This is a genomic window from Azospirillum fermentarium, assembly GCF_025961205.1.
GTDB lineage: Bacteria > Pseudomonadota > Alphaproteobacteria > Azospirillales > Azospirillaceae > Azospirillum > Azospirillum fermentarium.
This window is the reverse complement of the sequence record NZ_JAOQNH010000002.1, coordinates 429,265-450,000: the sequence shown is the minus strand read 5'-3', so window position 1 is coordinate 450,000 and position 20,736 is coordinate 429,265. Positions and strand designations below refer to the sequence as shown.

At 66.3% G+C, this 20,736-nt stretch carries 10 protein-coding genes (1 of these 10 only partly in view); 6 read left to right on the top strand and 4 right to left on the bottom strand.

All coding sequences use genetic code 11. The features are described from left to right. Positions 1 to 2,013 carry the 5' portion of a sensor histidine kinase gene (locus tag M2352_RS16915; RefSeq protein WP_264665733.1) on the bottom strand. Its footprint begins 399 nt before the window's first position, so 2,013 of the gene's 2,412 nt are visible here — the first part of the coding sequence; the start codon lies at positions 2,011 to 2,013; its stop codon lies off the left edge, out of view. A gap of 433 nt (positions 2,014 to 2,446) precedes the next feature. Here M2352_RS16915 and M2352_RS16910 point away from each other — a divergent pair, with 433 nt between their 5' ends. The 6 genes from M2352_RS16910 (at position 2,447) to M2352_RS16885 (ending at position 16,080) form a co-directional block, all read left to right on the top strand. Further along, complete coding sequence (locus tag M2352_RS16910; protein WP_264665732.1) at positions 2,447 to 7,402, top strand: beta strand repeat-containing protein; 4,956 nt, start codon at positions 2,447 to 2,449, stop codon at positions 7,400 to 7,402. Next, the gene (locus M2352_RS16905; RefSeq protein WP_264665731.1) at positions 7,399 to 9,162 is read left to right on the top strand and encodes a ShlB/FhaC/HecB family hemolysin secretion/activation protein; all 1,764 of its coding nucleotides are present in this window, start codon (positions 7,399 to 7,401) and stop codon (positions 9,160 to 9,162) included. Before M2352_RS16910 ends, M2352_RS16905 begins: the two co-directional genes overlap by 4 nt. 504 nt (positions 9,163 to 9,666) lie before the next feature. After that, positions 9,667 to 11,841 carry a peptidoglycan-binding domain-containing protein gene (locus M2352_RS16900; protein ID WP_264665730.1) on the top strand — a complete coding sequence of 725 codons (2,175 nt, stop codon included), beginning with the start codon at positions 9,667 to 9,669 and terminating at the stop codon, positions 11,839 to 11,841. A gap of 38 nt (positions 11,842 to 11,879) precedes the next feature. Then, positions 11,880 to 12,227 (top strand): hypothetical protein, encoded by a 348-nt coding sequence (locus M2352_RS16895; protein WP_264665729.1) that lies wholly within the window; start codon positions 11,880 to 11,882, stop codon positions 12,225 to 12,227. Between the two features lies 1 nt (position 12,228). Next, positions 12,229 to 14,769 carry an Hsp70 family protein gene (locus M2352_RS16890; RefSeq protein WP_264665728.1) on the top strand — a complete coding sequence of 847 codons (2,541 nt, stop codon included), beginning with the start codon at positions 12,229 to 12,231 and terminating at the stop codon, positions 14,767 to 14,769. A gap of 9 nt (positions 14,770 to 14,778) precedes the next feature. After that, entirely contained in the window at positions 14,779 to 16,080 is a 1,302-nt protein-coding gene (locus M2352_RS16885; protein WP_264665727.1) for an AAA family ATPase, read from the top strand. A 22-nt stretch (positions 16,081 to 16,102) separates the two neighbouring features. Here the strand turns inward: M2352_RS16885 and M2352_RS16880 are convergent, their stop codons facing one another. Genes M2352_RS16880 through M2352_RS16870 form a run of 3 tightly spaced genes read right to left on the bottom strand, consistent with a single transcriptional unit; the run spans position 16,103 to position 20,733 of the window. Then, on the bottom strand, positions 16,103 to 18,097 hold the full coding sequence (locus tag M2352_RS16880; protein WP_264665726.1) for a hypothetical protein: 1,995 nt from the start codon (positions 18,095 to 18,097) through the stop codon (positions 16,103 to 16,105). After that, positions 18,084 to 18,737, bottom strand: a complete 654-nt coding sequence (locus M2352_RS16875; RefSeq protein ID WP_264665725.1) for a hypothetical protein — start codon at positions 18,735 to 18,737, stop codon at positions 18,084 to 18,086. The genes M2352_RS16880 and M2352_RS16875 overlap by 14 nt, the downstream gene beginning before the upstream one ends. After that, positions 18,661 to 20,733: a right-handed parallel beta-helix repeat-containing protein gene (locus M2352_RS16870; RefSeq protein WP_264665724.1), complete on the bottom strand. Its 2,073-nt coding sequence runs from the start codon at positions 20,731 to 20,733 to the stop codon at positions 18,661 to 18,663. Before M2352_RS16870 ends, M2352_RS16875 begins: the two co-directional genes overlap by 77 nt. Positions 20,734 to 20,736: the final 3 nt, after the last annotated feature.

Genomic DNA, 20,736 nt, shown 5'->3' with positions numbered 1-20,736 from the left:
CGTCAGCCGGGCGTCGAGCCGGGCGGCGCACCGCTCCACCAGCGGGGCCAGAGCCACCGGTTGCAATTCCACCGGTGGGCGCCCCGCCTCCAGCGCGGCATCGGCCAGGAAGCTGTTCACCACCTGGAACAGCCGCCGCACATTGTCGCGCACCACGGAGAGCCGCTGGGCCACCCGCCGGCTGTCCGGCCCGGCCCCCGCATGGCCATCGTCGGACGGAACCAGATCGAACTGAAGCATCTGGGCGGCCCGGTCGATGGCGGTCAGCGGCGTCTTGAATTCATGGGCCGCGGTGGCGATCAACTGGCGCTGCTCGCGCATGCGGACCCGCTCCACCGCCAGGGCGGCTTCGGCCTGGTTGCGGGCGTCGGTGAGCGCCTTTTCCAACTGGCGGCGGCTGGTGATGTCGTTCAAACCGATCAACAGCGCCGCTTCCCCGTGGAAACGCACACGCGCCGCCGACAAGATCACCCACAAGGCCTCATCCCCCCCGGACCGGAGGCAGAGTTCGAGATCCAGAACGATATCCTGGGCTTCGAGCGCGCCGACGAGCCGGCGCAGGTCGTCCGGCATCAGCAGGGTTTCCAGCGTGACCGCGTTGAGGAGGCGGCCGAGCGGAACGCCCAACAGGTCCGCGGTGCGCTCGTTGGCGAAGACGATCTCCCGGCGGGCCGGAACGCTGACGAACAGGGGAACGGGGGCGGCGACCACCAGCCGCTGGAACAGCGCTTCGCTTTCCCGCAGCGCCTCTTCGGTCCGGCGGCGTCCGACCGTGGCCTCCGACAGGGCGGCGCTGGTCTCCGCCAGTTTCCGCGACTGCACGGCGATGCGGTCCTCCAGCTCCTGCCCGCGGCGGCGGGCGTCTTCCAGCGCGGCGCGGGCGTCCATGTTGAGACGGTCGAGCAGCCCGACGTTGAGCAGGACCACATTCACCAGTGACGCGATGTAATAGCTGTTGTCCACCAGCGGGCCCGACGGCAGCAGGCCCGCGTTGCGCATGGTGACCAGCATCAGCCCCATGGGATGGGCGGCAAAGGCCAGGGCATAGATCCGCGCCGGACGGAACCCCTGCCACGCCAGCCGCACCGACACGATCACCGCAATGATGGCCAGCAGCAGCCCGATGACGTTCACCGGCACCGCCACCTGGGGAAAGAACCCGAACAGGCTCAGCACGAAGCACCCCACCCCGATCCACGCCGCGGCATCGTAGAGGCGGGCCAGCCGGGGATAATCATGACGCAGATACAGCAGCCGCGCGATGAAGACCGTCGCCACCGGCAGGGCCAGGATGGTCACCAGTTCCAGAAGATGGGTGGGCACCATGCCGGGACCGGGCAGCAGAAGCTGGCGCCCGTAGCCCAGGTTTAAGGAGAAGGCAATGGCGTTCAGCATCACCCAGGCGCAATAGGTGGCGTAAAGCCGGTCACGCAGGCCGGTATAATACAGGATGTTGATGACGATGACGATGTGCAGCGCCAGGAAACCACCGGAGAACAGGGTGTGGACGGTGGCGGCGTGCGGAAAGTATTCCGGTTGATAGAACACCGGGCTGGCCGACATGGTGCTGGTGCTGCGCAGGCGCACATAGACCGGAATATCCCGCCCCACCGCCAGGACCACCGGAAAGATCGGTGCGCGGAACGGAATGGTGGTGGCGAAGATGCCGTGGATGTCACCGCCGGTCTGCTCCCGCCACCCTCCCGCATCGTCGGGAAGGAAGACGGTGATGTCGTCCACGAACGGCGGCGACACGTACAGCCACCAGTCGGCCCGCTCCACCGCCCGCACCGTCAGCCGCACCCAGACCGTGGCCGCGGTGTAGCCCATGCCGATGCTGTCCGAAACGGGCACGAAGGCAGCCCTGCGCCCGGAGGCCGCAACGTCGGCGATGCCGAGCCGCCCCTCCGGGTCGATGAGACGCTCCATCGCCCCCGCGGCCGGAACCGAGAGGCCCCGCAATTCCAGCACCCGCCCATCCGGCCCCGCGCCACCGTCCGGCGGGGCGGCCACAGCCGGTCTCCCAGCCGCCGTTACTATCGCGATAATGGCAAAAAGAGCGATGCCAATCGCAAAATAATAAGTAATATGAGAAAACCTCAACGCGCATCTCATTAAGACACCGGAACCATCCCCACATACCGCATCACGAATGGAAATGCGATGCTTTCCATTCGTGATGCCATATTTGAGATCAATGCGCCATTGAATGTCACAATTCAGACAGTTTCATCAAAAATGGCATAAATAAGATAACACAATGTAATTGTGCCAAGATTTGATATGTAATAAAATGAATCTAGCAAGGTTTATATATTGCAAGCCGCATAATACTTGTTGCACTGTCAGGTCGTCGGATAAATACAGTCCGTAATCATAAATTACAGCAACCACATGCCTCTTTCCCAAGAAGCATGCGCCACTCCATGCCTTCTGGAGACGCCCCGTGATACCCAAGATCCGCCTTCGGATGCTGCTGCTGTCCACCGCCATGTTCATTCCGGGCGTGGCCTTCGCCAACCCGCCCCTGCCCACGAGGGGAACCTTTGCCGGCGGGGCGGGAAGCATTGCGCAATCGGGTCAGACGATGACCATCGACCAGACCACCGCGCGCGGCATCATCAACTGGCAGAGCTTCGACGTGGGCGCCGGGCATGCGGTGCGCGTCAACAACGGGAACGGGGCCACGCTGAACCGGGTGACCGGCGGCACCCTGTCCACCATCCTGGGCCGGCTGGAAGCCACCGGGTCGCTGTATCTGGTCAACCCGCAAGGGGTGGTGGTCGGTGACAGCGGGGTGGTGGTGACGGGGGGCAGCTTCGTCGCCTCGACCCTGGACGTGCTGAACGAGCATTTCATGAAGGGCGGGTCGCTGCTGTTCAAGGGCGATGCCCCCGGCAGGGTGACCAACCTGGGCAAGATCTCGTCCACCGGCGGCGATGTGATCCTGATCGCCCGCACAGTCAGCAATGCCGGCACGGTCACCGCCCCCAAGGGCACCGCCGCCCTGGCCAGCGGCACCGAGGTGCTGCTGGCCGACGGCGGCGACGAACGGGTGTTCGTGCGGACGGGGAACGGCGGCGCGGTGGAGCACAGCGGTCTGATCGACGCGGCCCAGGCCGAGTTGAAGGCGGTGGGGGGCAACATCTACGCCCTGGCCGGCAACAACGGCGGGGTGGTGCGCGCCACCGGCAGCCGGACGCGCAACGGCCGGGTGTGGATGAGCGCCACGGGCGGCGACGTCACCGTCTCGGGCACCGTGGAGGCGCGCAACGCCGACGGGTCGGGCGGGCATGTGTCGGTGTCGGCCGACGGAACGGTGCTGCACACGGGTGCCATCGACGCCCGCGGCACCGCCCCGGCCAAGAACGGCGGCACGGTGGTGATGACCGGCGGCCGGGTGGGGCTGGCGCCGGGATCGTCCATCGACGCGTCCGGTACGGCGGCCGGCGGCACGGTTCTGGTGGGGGGCGACCGATACGGCGGGCAGGATCCGGCGCTCAAGATTCTCCCGCCCCCCATTCCCAACGCCAAGCGCACGGCCATGGCCGCCGGCGCCACCATCCGCGCCGACGGCGGCACGGGCGGCGGCCCCGGAAACGGCGGATCGGTGGTGGTCTGGTCGGACGGCACCACCAGCGCTGCCGGCACCGTCACGGCCCGCGGCGGTGCCGGCGGCGGCGACGGCGGCTTTGTCGAAGTGTCCGGCAAGGGCGACCTGTCCTTCCGCGCAGCGGTGGACACCTCCGCCCCGCGCGGGCAGACGGGCAAGCTGCTGCTGGACCCGACCACCATCACGGTCACGAGCGGCGGCGCCGCCGCCGCGCCGACCGAGCTGTCCCTGAACGATGCCGCGGTCTGGGGCGCCGGCTTCACCAACGGCGAGCCCCTGGAGAACACGGGTTCGCAGAACATCACCACCGGCACCATCCGTTCCCTCCTGGACAGCAACTCCCTGATCCTGGAAGCCAGCAGCAACATCGGCTGGAATGGTGACGCGACGCTCGACACCAGCGGCCTGACGGAGGCGATGAACCGGACCCTGACATTGCGGGCCGGAAGCAACATCGTTTTCAGCGGCTCGATCAAAAACAACGGGCCGTCGTCGGATGGCTGGCTCAACGTCGTCTTCAACAGCAGCCGGTCTGCGGTCGGCGGCATCTATTTCACGAACAACGCGCTGGTGGCCAGCGGCGGCGGCTTCATCGAGGCCGCCGGCGGCTCCGCGGTGGGAAGCGACGGGCACCTGACCGGCCCGGCGACCGGCATGCCTCTGGTAGGGATGGATGTCGGCGTCAATCTTTACAATGCCAGGCTGCGGTCGGGCGGTGGCGACATCATCCTGCAGGGCAAATCCGGCCTAGCGGCTCCCATGAACATCACAGCCGGCGTGATGCTCGACAGCGCGTCCGAAATCACGTCGGGAACCGGCAGGATCCTCATCGACGGCGACGGCCCCGAGCCGATGGCCGGACTCAATACGACGACGGCCCATGGGGTGCTGATCAGCGGCAGTTCGGCGATTACCTCCGCCAGCACCGCAACCGACGCCATCACCATCACCGGCCGGGGCGGCCATGGGTCGCTGCTCTCCGGCAGCATCGGCTTTTCCATGGGCGTGGTGATCCAGGATTCGACGGTCACCAGCAATGGGGAGGGCGGCGGCGTCTCGATCACCGGTACCGGCGGAACGATCCTGGACAGCCTGATCCCGAGTCTAACCGGCTACAACACCGGCATCATGATGGCGGGCGCGGCCAGCAGCATCACCTCCGCCGGGGGGGCGATCACCCTGACCGGGACCGCGGGATCGTCCTCCGCCATCACCCCGTCCCTTGGGATCCATCTCGACGGCAACACCGCCATCCGCACCACCAACCAGCCGGGGCCCGATCCCACCGTCACCACCGGGTCCGTCACGCTGCGCGCGGACCGGATCAACAAAAGCTCCCAGGCCACCATCAACACACGCGGAAACGTCACGCTGGCCCCGCTGACGACCACATGGGGCGTCTCCCTCGGGACGGACCCCGCCTCGTCGTCGGCGGCGCTGGATGTCAGCCAGAACGCGCTGATGGGCATCACCGCCGACACGCTGGTTCTCGGCTCGCCGACGGGGGGCGACATCGACATTGCGGGGCCGGTGTTCGTGACCGGCCTGACGAAGCTGCATCTGAAGTCCGGCGGGCAGGTCACCCAGCAGTCCGGGCTGTCCGCAAGCGGGCTGGCGGTCACGGCAGGCGGCGACGTGGACCTGCTGGACACCGGCAACACCATCGGCACCATCGCGATCAAGGCCGACGGGCGGAACGTCGGCTTCCATACGCTCGAGAACCTGACCGTCGGATCGGTCGATGGGGTGGACGGCATCGACGTGGGGGCGGCGGGCCGCATCCTCCTGGGAGCGGGCGGTTCCACGGTCACCCAGACCCACCCGCTGGTCGGCGGGATCCTCAATCTGAACATGCCGTCGGCCACGGTGGACTTCACCGGCACCGGCAACCGGATCGGGCGGCTGAGCGGCACCACCACACAACTGACCTTCACCAACCCCGCCACCAACACCCTGGGGCTGGGCAGCGATTACGCCACCGACATCCAGCCCCTGACCGGCCGCATGGCCACGGTCTTCTCCGACACCCCCTATCTGCGCGTGACGAACGCACTGTCGCTCGTCAACGACGGCACGATCAACAATGTGAGCGGCCAGTGGCACCGCGTGGGATCGCTGTCGCTGTCCGGCGCCGGCTCCGTCGTGCTGAACGGCAGCACGCCGCTGCGGCTGCGCAGCAGCACAGCGCTCAGCCCGGTTACCGTGGACATCACCTCCACCACCGACAACGCATCCTTCCATCTGCAAACCCGCGACAGCGGCACCATTCAGGGAAGCCTGACCGGGGCGAACACCACCCTGGACTTCATGGCCGCCGACACCCTGCGCATCGGTGCGGCGGGCTTGCGGAACGACGGCGCCAGCTCCCTGACCTCGCTTCACGACATGCGGGTGGAACAGACCATCCGCCAGGACGGCGTGCTGCAGGTGGACCGTCTGACGCTGGAAACCTTCGGCAACATCATCCTGACCGATGCCAACAACCGCATCGGCACGCTGGAAGGGCTGGTCCACACCACCGCGGGCAACCTCACCGGCAACGTGGAGATCGTGGACGGGGCCGGCGGGCTGGTGCTGTCGGGGAGCATCGGCGGCCCCCTCTTCCGCACCATCAACATCCGCACGGTGGGTGACATGACCCTGGCCGCCGGCACCACCGTGTCGGCCACCGCCCCGGATGGCCGCAACGACCCCAACGACACCAACGAACAGCCCAAGCCCGGCGGCATGGTGGTCCTGAGCGCCACCGGCAACGTCATCAACAACGCCGGCGCCTCCGCCGTGCAGGCGTACCGGCAATGGCTGATCTATTCCGCCACGGCAGCGGGCATCGTCAAGGGCGGGCTGAGCGCCGACGCCACCTACAGCGGCACCTATCTGACCAAGGATCCGTCCACGTTCACCGACGCCGCCCGCTTCATCTACGCGGAAGCCGCCCCGTCCTCTCCGCCACCGCCGCCGCCTCCCCCTCCCCCTCCCCCTCCGCCACCGCCCCCGGTGACCGAGCCGCCGGTGGTGTCGCCCCCGACGCCCCCGGTGACCCAACCGCCCGTCACCGAACCGCCCGTGGTGTCCCCGCCGACGCCCCCGGTGGTCGAGCCGCCCGTCACGCCGCCCCCGCCGCCGCCCCCGGTGGCCGAGCCGCCCGTGACCCGACCGCCCGTTACCGAACCGCCCGTGGTGTCCCCGCCGGCCCCGCCGGTGGCCGAACCGCCTGCGGTTTCTCCGCCCGTCCAGCCCCCGGTCACACGGATCAGCCCCCCCATCGTCGTGCCCCCCGTGGGCGGAACGGCGGTGACGGGCGCGTCCCAGACCAATCCCCCCACCTATACCCAAACGGGAACCTCCCTGGGTTTCGGGGGAAGCACGGCGGGGAGTTCCCCGGCGGGCGGGACCACCATCGGCGCTCCGGCCGCCGGCGGTCCGCGCGGCGGCTCTCCGGTCGTCGTCCCGCTGCCGTCGTCCGGCCCTGCTGCCAGGGGTGCGGCCTCCCCCCAAGGCACGGGCCATGTGGAAGCGACGGTCCAGACGGGCGGCGTTGCGGTCACCTACAGCCAGACGGTCGGCTACGCGGCCCTGTTCCGGGATGGGCCGTCCGCCACGGACAACGGCCCCGGTGCGTCCGCCCCCATTCCCGGCGTGACCGGCGGCGTGACGGCGGGCGCATCCAGCTTCAACACCTTCCGCAGCAGCGACAATCCCAACGTGACTCTCGTCCTCGACACCGCAACGGCCCCCGGCGACACCCAGACCGGCGCAGGCCCGAACCAGGGGGCCGCCGGCCAATGATCTCCCGCCCCGTCCTGAAACGCCTCGGCCACGCCGGTCTTGCCCTGGTCTGCTGGTCGGGTGCCGCATCCGCCCAGGACTTCGAACGCATCGCGCCCAAGGAACCGCCGGCCAACCCGCGGGCCGGCGCCCTGCCCGCCCCGCCGCCGGAAAAACCCGGCCTGCCGGGGGGCCGCGCCGCCATTCTCCCCGCTCTGAAGGGGCTGGTGTTCCATGCCCGTGCGGATCAGCTTCAGCGCCACGGCGTCACGGTTTCGGGAGTGGACACCGCCGAAGTCGATGTGCTGGACACGCCGGAATTCCATGCCCTGATCGCTCCCTATCTGGGGCAGCCGGTGACGCTCGACCGGCTGAACGAGATCATCCGCGCCACCGTGATCTTTTTCCGCGAGCATGACCGCCCGCTGGTGGACGTGCTGGTGCCGGAACACGACATCTCCACCGGCACGGTGCAGATCCTGGCCCTGGAGTTCCGTGCCGGCCAGGTGCGGACCGAAGGCAACGAATGGTTTTCCGACGAGCTCCTGCTGTCGCAGGTGCGCACGGCCAGCGGCAGCCGCATCAGCGGCAGGGGGCTGCTGGAGGATGTGAACTGGCTCAACCAGAACCCCTTCCGCCGCACCGATCTGGTCTATCAGCGCAGCGAACAGGCGGGGGCCAGCGACATCATCCTGCGGACCACCGACCGCTTCCCCGTCCGGGTCTTCGGCGGGTACGAGAACACCGGCACCCAGTCCACCGACCGCAACCGGACCTTCGCCGGGTTCAACTGGGGCAACGCGCTGTGGCTTGACCATCAGATGTCCTACCAGTTCACCGCCAGCCCGGATTTCTGGCGCGACGGGCTGGGTGCGAAACCCCATTTCGCCGGTCATTCCGGCAGCTACACCATCCCCCTGCCCTGGCGCCACACCCTGACCCTGTTCGGCAGCTACGCGGAAAGCGTGCCCGACCTGCCGCAGTCGTTCCGGCAGATCGGGCGGTCGTCACAGGCCTCCGCGCGCTATACGGTTCCGCTGTCCGAAATCTGGGGGATAACCCACCAGCTTCAGGCGGGGTTCGACTGGAAGCGGACGAACAACAATCTGGAATTCGGCGGCGTCTCGGTGCTGAACAACGCCGCCGACGTCGCCCAATGGACGGCGGCCTACAGCGCGTCCCGTCCCGATGCCTGGGGAACCACGGCCCTCAACGCGGGTGTGTTCTTCAGCCCCGGCGGCTTCAACGACAAGAACACCAGCGCGGCGCTGCAGACCCAGAGGGCCGGGGTGGAGGCCCGTTACGCCTATGCCCGCATCGGCGTGGACCGGCTGACACCGCTGCCCGAGGCGTTCTCGTGGCTGGTGCGGGTCCAGGGCCAGCTTGCCAGCGGCCCCCTGATGCCATCCGAACAGCTTGGGTTCGGCGGCAACGGGTCGGTGCGCGGGTTCGAGGAACGGCAGATCAACGCCGATCAGGGGGTGCTGTTTTCCACCGAACTGCGCACGCCCGACATCAGCCTGACCAAACTTCTGGGGGCGCGCGACCGGGACGACAAGCTCCAGTTCCTCGGGTTCTGGGATTACGGCCTGGCCCAGAACCGTGCTCCGGGCACAGGTGAACCCAAGACAGCCTCCCTGTCCGGGGTTGGCGTCGGGCTGCGCTACACGCTGGCTCCGGCTCTGACCGTCGCGTTCGATTACGGCTGGCAGGTCGTCGGCAAGCAGGGCTTCACCACCGGCCAGGGACGGCCGCACATCGCCCTGACCCTGGCCTATTGAGAAGGGTTGAAGCCCGGCATTGAGGTTTACCCGTCCTGATACTGCAACGCCGACAGCCGGGTGAGCCGGTCTCCGTTTCTCCGTCATCGGGTCCGTCCGTCATCCCGGGCGAACCAAGCATGTCCGACTGTCCGGAAAACGGGGACCAGTTCACTCATCTGTATGACGGCTGTCGAGCGCCAGGACCGCTTGACGATGCAAAGATTTCATCGCAAAATGAATTCTCCAAAAGCAGACATACTTTAGTATTCACAAAACAGATATCCTGATTTTCAGCATGCTGACCATACGCTTTTGCCCACACCACGAATGGGTCCATTTGCGCCGTTGATCCGACCGCAACTGGAGGGAAGTTTTTATTTTTGATGATTTCTTTGGCAAATTCATTATTTTATTTATCGATTCATACTGAGTGATTTTAAGAGCGTAGCCCCCAACATTGGGCTGAATATTGTTTCCTTCGTGCCGAAATTCAAGCGAAGAGAACTGTAAAAGGTTATGCCTATGTTTGATCTTCTACAGAATCCCTTTGCCATACTGGGAGTATCCCCCCGAGACGGGGCAGACGTTCTAACGGATCATTATGAAGACGCCTTAATTGAACATGGCATTGATGAGAAAGCTCTTTTAAAAGCCCATCAGGCCCTGGCGGCAAGCAAACCGCGCCTGGAGGCGGAATTATCATGGTTGCTGGGAGTGACGCCGGGGCGGCTTGCCAGGATTGTTGCGATGCTGCGCAAAGGGGACTGCGCGGGGGCGGCTGAAACGCTGTCGGGACTTCCGCCGCTTGCGCGGATGAATCTGGCCGCCCACCTGTGCGGCCATGGGTTTGCCGATTCATACCATATCAACTGCGTCCTCAATGCAAAGGCTGATGTCCACAGCCACCTCGTGGCGACGCTGATCAACAGCGAACGGCAAGTGGCCGGCATCAAGCCAATTTCGGAAGAACTCGTCGAGACGGGCTTGCGCGCGTTGGAGCGTGGTCACGTCGAAACAATTCTTGCGGCGGTCACGGCCATCCCCAATCCCGGCGCAACCATAACCAACGTGGTCAGCATCTTTATCGATGCGCCTGCTCAGGCGCGGGACATGCTGGAATGCATCGTCGACGGCTTCGACCGCTGGACGGCACCACGGCTGCACGCGATCAACGAAAAGGTCGATACCCAGATCGAGCGCCTCCACAACGAACCATTCGATGAGAGGCCATTGGACGTCATCAAGGATCTGCTGGCGGATTGGAACTCGCTCACCCAGGCACAGCAACTGGTTTATCAAGCCAAACACTTGGACGAGCCGCGTTCGGAGGAGCTTTACCAGAAAATCCGCAAACTTGCCGTGTGGCTTTCCAATGAGCATGATCTGTACGCCATGTCTCTGCGTCTCATACGGGCGCTGGAGCAGACGTTCACCAGACTGCACAGCGTACACGAACAGCTCCCCGAAGACATCCAGACCCTGGAAAGGATGCTGGCAACGACCAAGGAGGTGACCCTTCCGGGCCCGTTGCGCCTTGCCATCGAAACGGCGATGGAAGATCCCCTGGCGTTCATTCGTGCTGTCCAGTCTGGCGCGCTGAGCGGGCACAGCGGTGGACGGGCAGGTGCCGTGTGGGCGGCCTTTGAAAACGCTGTCCTGGAATGCCTCGGCACGGAAAGCGAGGATGCCCCGTGGCTGGCGATGCGCCAATTGGCCATCCAGCTCAACAACGACCACAACGCGGCCGCCGCCGCCCAGCGCATCATGACCATGCTTTTGGCCCATCAGCCGCCGCCGCCCGACAGACTGCGCCCACGGCTCGCGGATGACCACCTGTCTCTGGAACGCAGCGTGCTGCGGGAGGATCTGAACCACGCGATAGAGCGCAAGGATGACCAGCGTGTGCTGTCGCTGACCGAACGGCTGCTGGAGCTGGGGGGCGATGACGAAGAACGGGAGAAGCTGCTCAAGCTCCGTGCAACCGTGCAGGAAAAGCTCAAGCGAAACCGCCGCGGGCTCTGGCGCTTGGCCATCGGCGCCGGCGTTGTGGCCGTGTCCCTCTTCGTGCGGAACGTCCACGCCCCGAACCCGGGCGCCCCGAATCCCTCAGCGCCGTCCCCCTCTGTCGCCAGTTTCCAGCCCACCGAACGGAAGCCGGCGCAGAACGGCACCTACGTGTCGCTCGAAGAGCTTCGCTATTGCATGTATCAGAACAAGCGCCTCGACGGTGCACAGCCGGCGGCAGACACCGAAGCGCGCAAGGGGCGCTTCAATGAGTTGGTTGCCGATTTCAACGCACTGTGTTCGAAGTACACCTATTCGATGACCGACATGGCGGTCGTCAAGAGCGAGCTGCGGATATACCAGACGAGTCTGTTGGAAGAAGGCGCCGTCATGATGCGGGCCGTCTCCGGGGGCACTCTGCCGGCGCAGCGGACGGACGTGCGCCCGGCTGCACAACCAAAGGGGCCACTGGAATCCGGAAGTGTCGCGCTCGCGCTTTTCCGGCGGGAAGACGCATCGCGGGTTCAGAGCCGTCTGGCCGAGCTGAGCCTGTACAACCGGTCCGTCGATGGCGTATGGGGCCCCGGATCACAAAGCGCGCTCGATGCCTTTATTGCCGGCCAAGGTCTGCCGAAGGGAACCGCCTGGAGCATTGACGTGCAGAAGCGGCTGTTCTCCGGCACGGGACGGTAGTTTCGGAACAACGCTCTTTGCGCAAGGGAGAAACGCGCATGGACGAACAGTCATCACTGATCAAGCTGACCGTCGAATACTGGAGATTGCTGCGTGTGTACGAACGCAGCATCCGCGAACTGCCGGAGGAACGGCGGATGAAGCTGGCCTCGCAGCTCCGCTTCCAGACGGGGCGGCTGGACTCGATCCTCGGCGAGTGTGGGGTGCGGGCGGTTGCCTACGACGGTGAGCCCTACCTTCCAACCCTCCCGGTCACCGTGCTCAACAGCGAAGAAGTCTTTGGCAGCGATGCGCTGGCGGTGAGTGAAACGGTGGAGCCGACGATTGTCCGCGAGGGCCGGGTGCTCTCGATGGGGAAGGTCATTCTGCGCAGGGAGGAACAGTGACATGGGCTTCTATGTCGGCATCGATCTCGGAACCACAAACAGCGCCATCGCCGGAACGACGGGGGGAGGAGATCTGCGGATATTCCGGTCCGCGGACGGGACCGACGTGCTGCCCTCGGTCCTGTACGTGGACAAGCGTGGTCACCGGCTCTACGGGCAGCGCGCCTATCAGCAGGCGATGCTGTCGCCGGAGAACGTCGCGGCCGGCTTCAAGCGCCTTATGGGCACCAACACCCCCATCGACCTCCAGGGCGCCGGCCTGTCCCTGACCGCTGAGGAGTGCAGTTCCGACATCCTGAAGGTGCTGGTCGGGCAGGCCTACACCGAGACCGGCACCTCCGAGGTGTCCGGTACCGTCGTCACCATTCCGGCAGCCTTCAACCAGATGCAGTCGGAGGCGACCCTGCGCGCCGCGCGCGCCGCTGGGCTGGAGTCGGTTGCCCTGTTGCAAGAGCCGGTGGCGGCGGCGATGGCATCAATCAGCCAGTCCAGAACACCGGGCGGCCAATTCCTCGTTTACGACCTGGGTGGCGGAACGTTCGACCTGGCGCTGGTGCAGAGCCTGTCGGGATCAGTCAGCATTCTGGCCCACGAGGGCATCAACATGCTGGGCGGCCGCGACTTCGACCGCATCCTGGTCAACAATGTCGTCCGCCCCTGGCTGCTGGAGCACTTCGACCTGCCCGATGATTTCCAGGCCAACCCGAAGTACCGCCGGATCATCCGGGTCGCCGGGCTGGCGGTGGAGAAAACCAAGATCGCGCTATCGGCGCAGGAACGCGAGACCATCTTCGCCTCCGACGACGAGGTTCGCGTGACCGATGCATCAGGCCAGGACATCCATCTCGACATCCCGATCGACCGAACCACCTATGAAAGGCTGATCGCCGACAAGCTCGACGAGACCATCGCGCTTTGCCACAAGATCCTCAAGGACAGCGGCTACCGCAGCGACGATATCGACCGCGTTGTTTTCATCGGCGGCCCATCGAAAACGCCGGCGGTGCGCGAGCGGGTATCGCGGGAACTGGGCGTCCCGGCCGATCTAACCGTCGATCCGATGACCGCGGTGGCCCTCGGCGCGGCGATCTACGCGGAAAGCCGCGATTGGAACGGAGGCGCCACCAGCCGGAAGACCACGCGCTCGTCCACCGCGCTCGGTACGGCGCTTGAATTGCGTCTCGATCATCCCGCACGAGTCTCGGCGAACAAGGCCCGCGTGCGGATCAAGGTCTCGACCCCCGGCGTGACGGGCTGCGTGATTCTGATCGAATCGCAGACCGGGTGGTCCACCGAACGGATGCCGCTCTCTGACGGCATGTCGATTGACCTGCGGACCGACGACATGGGCGTCAACACGTTCCGGGTGACCGTCTTTGACCGATCCGGGCGCCCGCTGCCCGAAGCCTCGGGCACCTTCGAAATCACGCGGACCCACTCAAGCGCGGCGGCCATTCCGGCAACGCAGACCCTGGCGGTCAAGGTGCTCGACAGCACGGCCGGCGACCGGAATTTGCTTGAGGTGCTGATCGCTAAGGGCACCCCCCTGCCCGCCAGCGGCAGCAAGGCTTTCCGCGCCGCGCGGACGATACGCGCCGGCGACGGCGGGCATATCGACCTGGAGCTGTTCCAGCAAGCCCCTGGCGTGTCGGCGCCGGAATTGAACCTGCCCGTGGGCGTGTTCCGCATCGCGTCGGAGGATCTGGCGGAAAACGCCATCATCCGAACCGGTGACCAGATCGTGTTCCACTGGCAGATGAACGACAGCGGCCTGTTACGGGCCACGGTCGAGCTCCCGTCTGCCGGCCAGACTTTCGACACGCCGAAATATTATGTGGATCAGGCTGGGCATCGCTCCTTTGAAGGGACGGATGGGGCAAGGATGGCCGAGTCGGCACTCCAGAACGCGCAGGAAGAGCTGGAAAAGGCGCAAACCGTGGTCGGTGCCGGCGCCGTCCAGACAATCGACGGGCTGGCCGGACGGCTGGCAGAACAGCGCAGGTCTCTGACACTGGCCGACGACGCCGACGCCAAGCGCGCAATCGCCGAGGAGGGGCGCCACATCCGGCAAGATATCGCACGCCTGCTCGACCAGCCGGAAAACCGCGCCCGCCTTCTGGAGCACGAGCTTGGTGAAATTAAGGGCCTGTTCAACCGGGTGGCCCGCGACACCGTCGATTTCCGCACCAACGAGCGCTTCGACCAGTTGGCGCGTACCGCCACGCAGGAACTGGCGCGCAGCACCGACAAGGCTCTTGAATCCACGGAGAAGATCCTAGGGGAACTCAAGCGTCTCACCTCTCAGACCCTGTGGCAGGATCCGATGTTCATCGTTGCACAGTTCCGCCTGATTGCCGAGGAGCGGCACTTAGCCATCGACAAGGAACTTTTCGGACAGCAGGTGCGCGATGGGCTCGCGGCGATCGAGCGCGATGACATGCCGACCGTACGGCGCATCTTCTTCGAGATCGTCGAGAATCAAGTCAACCTGGGCTCGGCGGTGCGCGGTGCCGGCGACCTCGCCAGCATCATGAGGAGCTGAGCGGATATCATGGCGGCCTTTCCCCTCGCTCCGTTTCGTGTTCCTGTCGCTCTGGGCGCTGCGGTGGGTGCCGTTCTGTTCGACGGGGACGGCTATCAGATCGTCGCGGATTCGAACGGGACAGGGCGCCGGATCCTGCTGTTCGCCGACGAACCGTGGGTGGAACGACCTGGCAACCGGGGGGTTCTTGACCATCTTGCCACCACCGGCCGCGTACTCAGGATCCAAGGCGTGCGGGGAGAGGTGAGCGCCATCGCCTTCGAAGCCGGAGCCGGGCCGCTGCCGGTCGCCGGCCTCCCAGCCTACAGCGGGCAGATCGCCGCGGGAAGCTTGACGGTGGTGTGCAAGGCCCTGGCCGACCTGTCGGCGCGCAACCCGGCCGCCTCATGGTCGCGCGCCCTGCTCGTTCCCGAACTGCCGGCCTGCCTCGACGTCGCGGACGATGGCGGCGAGGACCGGCGCGCCCTGCTGGAACGGATCATGACCGGAGGCGTCGGTCAGGGAATATTGTCCGTTCGGCGGATCCGGTCGATCAACCGCAACCTGACCGAAGGCGAGGTTCGCGCCGCGTTCGCTGCGCTGGGGATCGCCATCACCGTGGAGGAGGCGGTTCCGGCGGCATCGGCCGTACGGGTGTTCTCCCTTCCCGGACGGCCGGTGCTGGAGCGCCTCCTCCGGGAGACGCTGTTCACCGACGGCACGCCGGGCGGTGCGGGCCGCCCTCCCCCAACGATCCTGCTGCACGGGCCGCCCGGTTCAGGCAAGCTCCATGCCGCACAGGAAATCGCCCGTTTCATCGGCGGCCGGATCATTCCCATCACGGCCGCCGGCGAACGGTCGAGCGACGAGCGCGAGGCGATGCTGAGGGATGCGCTTGCCGAAGCCGCCGTGCAGCCCTCTTCGATCCTCCTGCTCCGGCGGCTCGACGCTGCGGCGGTCTCGGACGCAGTGCCGGACATTCTCGATACCGCAGTGAAGCAGGGCTCCCGCATCATCGCCACCGCATGGCGGCGCGATGCGATCTGGCCATTCGCCGTCGGCATCCCGGTCGACTGCCCCGACGCGGAAGACACACTCTCACTGCTGGTGCACCTGCTCGGCGCGGCTCCGGCGCAGCGGCTGGGCTCGCTCGTTCCCATAGCGGCCCGGTTGGCCGGACGCTCCTGCGGCGCTTTGGTGGAGGTGGCGTCCCTGGCTGCGGACATCGCCATGCGCACGGGCAAACCGGGCATTGACGATATTGCGCTCTTCAGCGCGGTCCGCACGTTGGAATCACGGACGGCGGCCACCGGTGCGCGGCATCCGTCCTGATCCCTGCCGGCGCCATCCGTCCTTATCCCTGCTCCGGCGCCGGCGGCTCTGGCAGAGCGCGCGCGGCCTTGCGGTAACAGGACGCACTGGCAGCGTCATCGCCCGCCTGTGCATAGCACACGGCGGCCGCCAGGAAATCACCCTGGCTTTCGCAGGCTCGGGCCAACGACAACCAGTCTCCGCCGAACTGCGGATGGCCGCCCGTGTCGGCCCCGGCGCCGGGCGTCTGGATGGCGTTGAAGCGGATGGCTGGCGCTGGCGATGCGTCCGGGTCGGGGCGTGCCGGTGCACCCGCGTTGCGGTCGGCTGGGGCTGAATCCGTACCAACCCCCGCTCCGGGCGCTCCCTTGGGAGTGCCGAGCCAGGAGGACAGACGGTTGAGCAGGTGCTGCTTCGGCGCCGCGTCCTCCTGGTCGTCTCCTGACATCTGTGGAGCGCTCCAGCTGAACAAAGGCGGAGGTGGCTGGAACCGAACATCAAGGATCCGGGGACTCGCCGGGGCGCTCAGCGCCGTATCCAGAACCAGGAAATCCTCTTTCCGCAGATCGATCCGCCACGCGGCGGTCAGAAAAGTGTAGGTGTGGGCTTGCAGACCCAAAACGCGCACGATGATCTCAGCCGTGACCGCCGGTATCAGCGATTGGCCAAGCGGCAGGAACAGCGCAGTACCGCCGTAGCGGTAGAAAGGCTCCCCGAGCGGAATCCGGCGCAGCATCTCCTCAGGGCCGGTCAGGATGGTTCGCCCGGCCCCCCGGAAGATGAGACAGCAGGACATGCTCTCCATGGGGAGGCGGTAGAGAAGCGTCCGCAGGCGCTCCGTCTGCTCCGGCGTCAGGCAGAGGGCGGCGATTTCCCGCCGGCCTGCCGAATCCCGAGCAAGCCGGATCGGTAACGAGAACCGCCGCGTGCCGCCCGGTTCCGGCGCACGGGCGACACGCGGCAGGATGGTGCAGGTGTCCTCGAGCGCCGGATCGACCAGCACGGCCCCGTCGGGAAGCCGGATGTTCGGTGATGGTGCGGAGCGCACAATCAGCCACTCCCGGGGACCGAACGCCGTAACGGCGTTGTGGAGACTGAACGGAGCCTGATGCTCCCATTCAACCAGGATGCGCTGATCGCCTGTCCTATAGTCCATGCGGAGCACGGAAACGCCTGGAAGCCGGGCCACAGACAGCAGAGCGTCACGACGGGTCAGCGGGCTCATGGCGTCGTCGGTCTGACCGGCCACCTCGATCAGCACCAGCCCGCGTCCGGTTTCGGAGAATTGCGCGACCCGGTGGGTGATGCCGCGTGCCGCCAAGCTGCGGGCGACCAGCCGGTAGAGTGCCAACGGCGCCAGCAGAAACGCCGTTTCCGGCAGTGCCTCGGCGGACGCCCGCCGCGCCGGAACCCCGGCGAGGAGCGCGTCGAGGGGCTGTTCGCTCAGGGAATCAATGGCGATCCGGCGCACGCCGTCCGGTGCGGTGAGCACCAGCATCTTTCCGGCTCTGTCGTCACCCGGCAGCGCGTCGTAGCCACGCAGCGCGCCACTGTCCCGGTAGGCAACAAACTGGGGGAAACGGCCGATGAACATCCGTGCACCCAGAAATTTGGCGGGTTGCGCCAGACGGTCATAGTGCCGCGAGAGCGCGTAACCGCCATAGGCACGGATCAGGTGGATGAAACAGACATCCTCCGCCGCCCGGTAAAGCCGCACCGGATCACTGAGCGCCACCGTTTCGCTCAGCGCCGACATCATCGCGGCAACCCGCCGCATCCCGCCGTCCTCCGGCTCGACGATGATCATCACCTCGTCGGCAACAAGAATATGGCGATCGTCGGAAAACAGGTTGGGAAATTCAGGTGGCGCGCCCGAATTCCAGGCGTATGCCACGCCATCGTCAGGCGGGCGCCGGGATACGTCTTCGGCTGGACGGAAGGTGACCCGGCTGCCGTGCGACTGGCAGTGAGAGCGGCCGATCAGCGCCGCTTCGGAGCACCGCAAACCATCGGCGAGAACACGGTCACACCGGGTCATGATCCATCTCCGTTTGACGGGTGGCGTACGCCGGAACCGGCGGCATGCCCGGTACCAGCCTGTGGAGGATGCCCGTGCCGAGATAATGCCGGACGGGAAACATGCGATGGGCCGGAAGGGGCGATGCCGTACGGCCCGATGACACGATCCAGGCGGTCTGTGACGCTTCCCGCTCCAGCGCATGGTACAGTTCGGCGTGCTCATCGGCATGGTCGGCGTCGAAGCACTCGGATACGATCCACAGCACCTCGCGCCGGCGATAGGTACGCCGCCACCCCTGGAGATGCTCCAACACCGCCGACAATGTTCCTGCGCCGTCGGCAATGGCAGGATCCCGGTACTGAAGGGCGCGCAGAACGTCGCTCGGGCGGTCGAGCGGTTCCGGGCCGGTCAACGTCCGGCCGGCAAAGCTGTAGCGTACGTGGTAACCGCATCCCGCCGCGTGCTGCGCCAGCGCCAACAGAAGCGCCCGCGCAAGGATTTCCCCGCTTCCGCCAAGGCCATAGCCGACTTGAACGATGATGTAGGCCAGCGTGCTTTCCGGTCGGCGGTCATGCGTGTGCTCATAATAGAGCGCTTCGCGGTTGGCGATGCGGTGCAGCAGGAACGGGCGCGGATAGACCAGCTCGGACAACAGCATGGTCCCCCCCCGACGGGCGGCGCGTGACGGCGCAATAGCCGCCGAGCGGCATGTCGTGCCGGTCCGCGCCGCTACCAGGCTGCGATGCCAGATCGTGCAGAAGCCGTCGGGCTCCGGCCAACGTCAGACGCACGTTTGGCTCGGCTTCGGTAAGTGTGAGGAGCCGGACCAGGGAGGCATCGCGGTTTTCATCCCCGTCACAGGAAACCAGCCGCTCCAGGAAGCTGAGTTCGTCGATGTCGAGGGCCGCCAGATTGGCCTCGATCACGGCACACACGGCCTCTGAAAAGACGGCATGCGGACTGGGCCGCTCTGCCGCGGGGGTGTCGCGCCACAGCCGTTCGGGCTCGGCGCCAGCGAGGGCGGCGCGAAGCCGGTTGAGGAACCGCTCACCCGCCTCGCCGGTCGGCAAACGGTATGCCTCGGGGCAGGGAACCTCCCGGAACAAGCGCGTCAACACCAGCGCGATCAGCCGGTCGGACGCCCGAGCCGCCGCCATGCGTTGTGTCACGGGATGATCGGCAACACGCAGCAGCAATGCCACGTAGCTCTGCATCGCGCTGTCCATCGGCAGATGCTGAGGGCAAGCGATCGACAACCGCCCGCGCCGTCCCCGAAACAGCAGGCCAAGATCATACGCCACGCCGAACGGTACCGGAAGGCCCATTGCCGCCGCCGACGCCATCCAGCCAACCGCCTGCCGGCGCGGGACGGTGGTGCCGCGGACGCAGGAGAGGCAGAGCGAGCGCAGCTGCATCAGGTGCTCCGGCGAGGGGGTCAGTGCCGGAGCGGTGGTTCTGGACACCATGGATGCACCGATACCATCGCCGGCGCGGGTGTCCCCGATGCACGGTGATCCCTTCTGGAGACTTAAGGCTCCGGAATCGTCGGCGACGATCAACGGGTCGGCGAACAGGTCGAGGGTGCTGCCGACCCCTTCCGTAAGATCCCTTCCATTCGCCCAGAAGCAGTTGTTGAGCGACACCGCCGAGGTGGCGTTGTTCATGCCGCCAATGCCGGTCGCGTCGATTCCCCAAGAGCCGTTCCCGGCGATGATCGTCTTCTCGACGTGGGCATGACTGCCCCCATGCACCCAGACCCCGACCGGGAGGTTCCCGTATACGGTGCCGGAGATCAGCCGGATCGTGGACTCGCCGTTGGCGACGATACCACCGCGCCGATTGCCGGCGATCTCGCAATTCTGGACCCGTCCGGCACTCTTCCCAAGAAGGGCGATCCCCGCCTGGCCATTCTTGCGCATGGCGCTGTCCAGCACCACGACCTGAGACCCGGATGCGGACACGCCGCTGCCGGCATTCTCCAGCACAAGACAGGCCTGGAGGGTGACATCGCTGGCGTCACCCACGGCGATACCAGCCGCGCTGCTGGTCCCGATCGTCGCTCCTGTGACGGTCAGCCGCGATCCGCCCGTCACCGCGATCCCGAACTTGCCGCCGTCCTCGATGCGACAGTCCGCGATGTCCACGGACGAGACATCGATACAGACCGCCGACAGTTCCGACGTCGGCACCCCGGTGATCCGCAGGCCGGCAATGTGGACGCCACTGGTGCCGGTCACGACGATCACGCGCCCGCCCGAGACCTCGGCGGACAGCCAGCAGCGGTCAGACCCGCCACCCCGCAGGGTCAGCGGGCGATCGATAAGGATTTCGCCGAAATAGACGCCATCCGCCAGTTCCACGGTATCGCCGGGGTTGGCAGCCGCAACCGCCTCCTGGATCGTGGCGTAGTCACCGGAGCCGTCCGGATTCACGGCGATGGTCCGCGGCGGCCCCGCCGGGGCAAACAGCCGGCGCTTGGCGGCCGCGGGGCTCAAGGGTTCCTCGACGAACAGCATGTCGCTGCACAGCCCAACGCACGCCTCGCAGATTGCCACGCCATGCGACGCAACGATCAAGAAGCGGACGGCGTTGCGGTGCTTGCCGCAAAAGGTGCAGGTTTCGGTGCTGCCGGTGTCCGCGCCTGCCGTCGTCACGGG